This window comes from Paraburkholderia sp. RL17-373-BIF-A, assembly GCF_046030175.1.
In the GTDB taxonomy this organism is placed as follows: domain Bacteria; phylum Pseudomonadota; class Gammaproteobacteria; order Burkholderiales; family Burkholderiaceae; genus Paraburkholderia.
The window spans coordinates 1-3146 of record NZ_JARESO010000176.1; the positions used below are offsets into that span (position 1 = coordinate 1).

A 3146-nucleotide genomic window follows, 5' to 3' on the forward strand; every position below is an offset into this window, starting at 1 on the left:
CGATTACCCTCAACGGGAAATTAGGCGAAGCGCCATGCAGACGACGGCGCCACCGCGATTTTGCAGGCGGGATCGCGCGAGACGAACTGGTTTGCAACGGTTCGCATAATGTCCTGCACTTTTCCTACCGGCCGTGGTGGCCGGTAAGGAGAAGATAATGGCACAGTCTGAACTGACGTGCGGCAAGCAACGTACCGAGACGCGCACACGTTCGATTACGTGCGCGGCCGAATTCCTCAGCGAGTTTGACGCGTATCTGGGCGCCGTCAAGGGCCTCGCAGACGGCACCCGCCGGAAGTACGGCCGGTTTGTCCGAGGCTTCCTGGACGTCTGGTGCAGCGACGACCCACCGAATTGGCAAGACCTGTCAATCGAAGATCTCCGCGGATATCTGCACCGCGAACTTTCGAGCAAGAGGCGCCGACCATCGAATTCGCCAATCGTCGCGCTGCGCGCGATGCTGCGGTTTCTCACCGTGACGGGTCTTGTGCCGTCCGGTCTCGACGAAGCACTACCTCGAATCAGGAGATGGCGTCACGCGACGCTTCCAGCCAGCCTGACGAACGATGATGTGGAACGGCTCATCAAGTGCGGGGTCGACGCTGCTACGTTTCAGCCGCTGCGGAACACAGCAATCATATTGTTGCTCGCCAGAACCGGGATGCGGGCTGCTGAGGTCATGCACCTCAGTCTGGATGACGTGGACTGGGCCGACGGCATCATTCATATTCGAGGTGCGAAGTCCCGCCGTGACCGGGACCTGCCGCTCCTCCGCGACGTCGGGCGTGCATTGCTCGCTTACATCAAACGAGAAAGGCCTCCGTCGTCGTACAGGACGATCTTCCTGCAAGCGCTACCGCCGGCCCGACCATTCACAGACTCGAGCGCAATTTCCAGGATCGTCCGCCGAGCGTTGAATCGTGCAGGTATTGCCTCCGCACGCGGTGCTGCACATCTCTTACGCCATGCCGCGGCAACAACCATGCTGACGCGTGGCATGAGCTTCAAGAACATCGCCGATGTGTTGGGTCATCAGTCCCTCCAGTCCACCGCCACCTATGCAAAGCTCGACATGCCTTCGCTGGCGCGCATCGCCATGCCTTGGCCGGGAGACAGATCATGAACGGTGAGGAACTTCGGGATCTGCTGATCCGTTACGTCGAACACCGCAAGCTGCTGGGTTACCGGTATACCCATGTCGGAGTCCTCACACGCTTCGTGCAAGACCATGCCATCGAGCATCCAGGCGAATCAATCAAAGCCAAGGAGGTGCTCGAATGGGTCACGCGGGTTCACCGTGCTCCGCCAACCCAGGTGGCTATTCTCAGTGCCCTGCGAGGATTTCTACGCTTCGTAAAGGCTATCGATCCGGCAACCTCAGTCCCCGACAATCATCTGCTGCCATCCCCGCGTCGCAATCCCCCGTACATTCTGAACGACGAACAATTGCAATCGATCCTGCACGCAGCAGCGACGGCGCGACCGAAAGGAGGGTTGCGCGCCGACGCTTATGTCGCGGTACTGGGGCTGCTTGCCAGTTCCGGGCTACGCGTCAGCGAAGCATTGCACCTCAAGGAACGCGACGTGCACTTGCGGAATGAGCCGCCCCATGTTGTTCTACGCGAAACCAAATTCAAGAAGTCCCGCATCGTAGCTTTGCACCCGACAACCGCTGTTCACCTCCAGCAGTATGCCGATCGGCGGGAGCACAAATGTCACGCAAGGCGAGCACCGTTGTTCTTCGTCACAGATTTCGGACAAGCCCTCGATTACGACACCCTGTCGCGGTGGTTCTCATGTGCGACGGCGAAGCTCGGATTGCATCTACCCGATGGGCGGCGACCGACCTTGCATTCCTTGCGGCACTCGTTCGCCGTTCGTCGCCTAACGCAATGGTACGAAGATGGGGTATCGGCCGCCGAACTCGCTCCGACGCTCTCCGTCTATCTTGGTCACGTCAGTCCCAGAGAGAGCTACTGGTACGTCTCGTCAACTCCTGAGCTACTGGGCATCGTCTCGAACCGATTCGCCGCATTCTGCGGCGTGGGAGGCCAATCATGAAGAATACCGATACCCTTGTCGGGCCACTGCTTCAGGAATTCTTCCTCAAGCATCTGATGACCCATCGAAACGTCAGTCCCCAAACACTCTGGAGTTACCGCGATGCGTTTCGCCTCCTGCTTCAGTTCATCGACACGACGATGCATATCGAACCGGTGGCACTCAGTCTTACTCACCTCAGTCCCGCAGTAATTTTGGCCTTCCTCGACAGTCTTGAAAAGGAGCGCAACAATGCAGTACGATCTCGCAACGCCAGATTGGCGGCCGTTCGCTCTTTCTTTCGCTGGGTCGCCATCTCCAGGCCGGATTTTGCAGGGCTGTCAACGTCCATATTAGCGATCCCGACCAAACGGACCGATCGCCGTCTGATTTGCGCATTGTCGCGGCCTGAAATTGATGCGATCTTGGGGGCTCCTGACCTCTCGACGCCGTGCGGACGACGTGATCATGCGATGCTGCTGACGATGTATAACACCGGCGCACGAGTTTCAGAAATTACGTCAATGGCATGCAGCCAGGTCGAACTGGGCGGTCACAGCAGCTTCGTGCATCTCCACGGCAAAGGTCGAAAGGAGCGATGTGTGCCACTCTGGGCCGCAACGGCAGATGCGCTCACGAAATGGATGCGCGAGCAGAATGCGGTGCCAACGTCGCTGTTATTTACCAACTACCGCGGCGAGCAGCTGACCCGCAATGGAGTCGATTGCATTTTGAAGAAGGCAATCGCCGGCGGCGTGAATTCCTGCCCGAGTCTGTCAAAAAAACACATATCGCCTCACGTCGTAAGGCACGCGACGGCGACGCATCTGTTGCAGGCTGGCGTCGATATCAGTGTCATCGCATTATGGCTGGGCCATGAAAGCATTGACACGACGCACATCTACATGGAATCCAATCTTGCGCACAAGGAAGAAGCGTTAGGTCGCTTGCAGCCCGCCGGACAACGCATGCCGCGTTTTCACGCAACCGACAAGGTCATGGCATTCCTCGAAACCCTCTGATTATGTGCACCGAAACGGCCGGGGTTTCGTGCTACAGACGGCTCCCTGGCTGTCGCTTCGCCTAATTTCCCGTTGAGGGTAATC

At 58.3% G+C, this 3146-nt stretch carries 3 protein-coding genes; all 3 read left to right on the forward strand.

What is annotated here, in order from left to right; all coding sequences use genetic code 11:
* The first annotated feature begins 157 nt into the window (after window positions 1-157).
* From P0D80_RS49155 to P0D80_RS49165, 3 genes are read left to right on the forward strand one after another with little or no spacing between them, the layout of a single operon-like run.
* Complete coding sequence (locus tag P0D80_RS49155) at window positions 158-1123, forward strand: tyrosine-type recombinase/integrase (RefSeq protein WP_408295740.1); 966 nt, start codon at window positions 158-160, stop codon at window positions 1121-1123.
* Window positions 1120-2061, forward strand: a complete 942-nt coding sequence (locus tag P0D80_RS49160) for a tyrosine-type recombinase/integrase (protein ID WP_408295743.1) — start codon at window positions 1120-1122, stop codon at window positions 2059-2061. Before P0D80_RS49155 ends, P0D80_RS49160 begins: the two co-directional genes overlap by 4 nt.
* Entirely contained in the window at window positions 2058-3062 is a 1005-nt protein-coding gene (locus tag P0D80_RS49165) for a tyrosine-type recombinase/integrase (protein WP_007183007.1), read from the forward strand. Before P0D80_RS49160 ends, P0D80_RS49165 begins: the two co-directional genes overlap by 4 nt.
* Window positions 3063-3146: the final 84 nt, after the last annotated feature.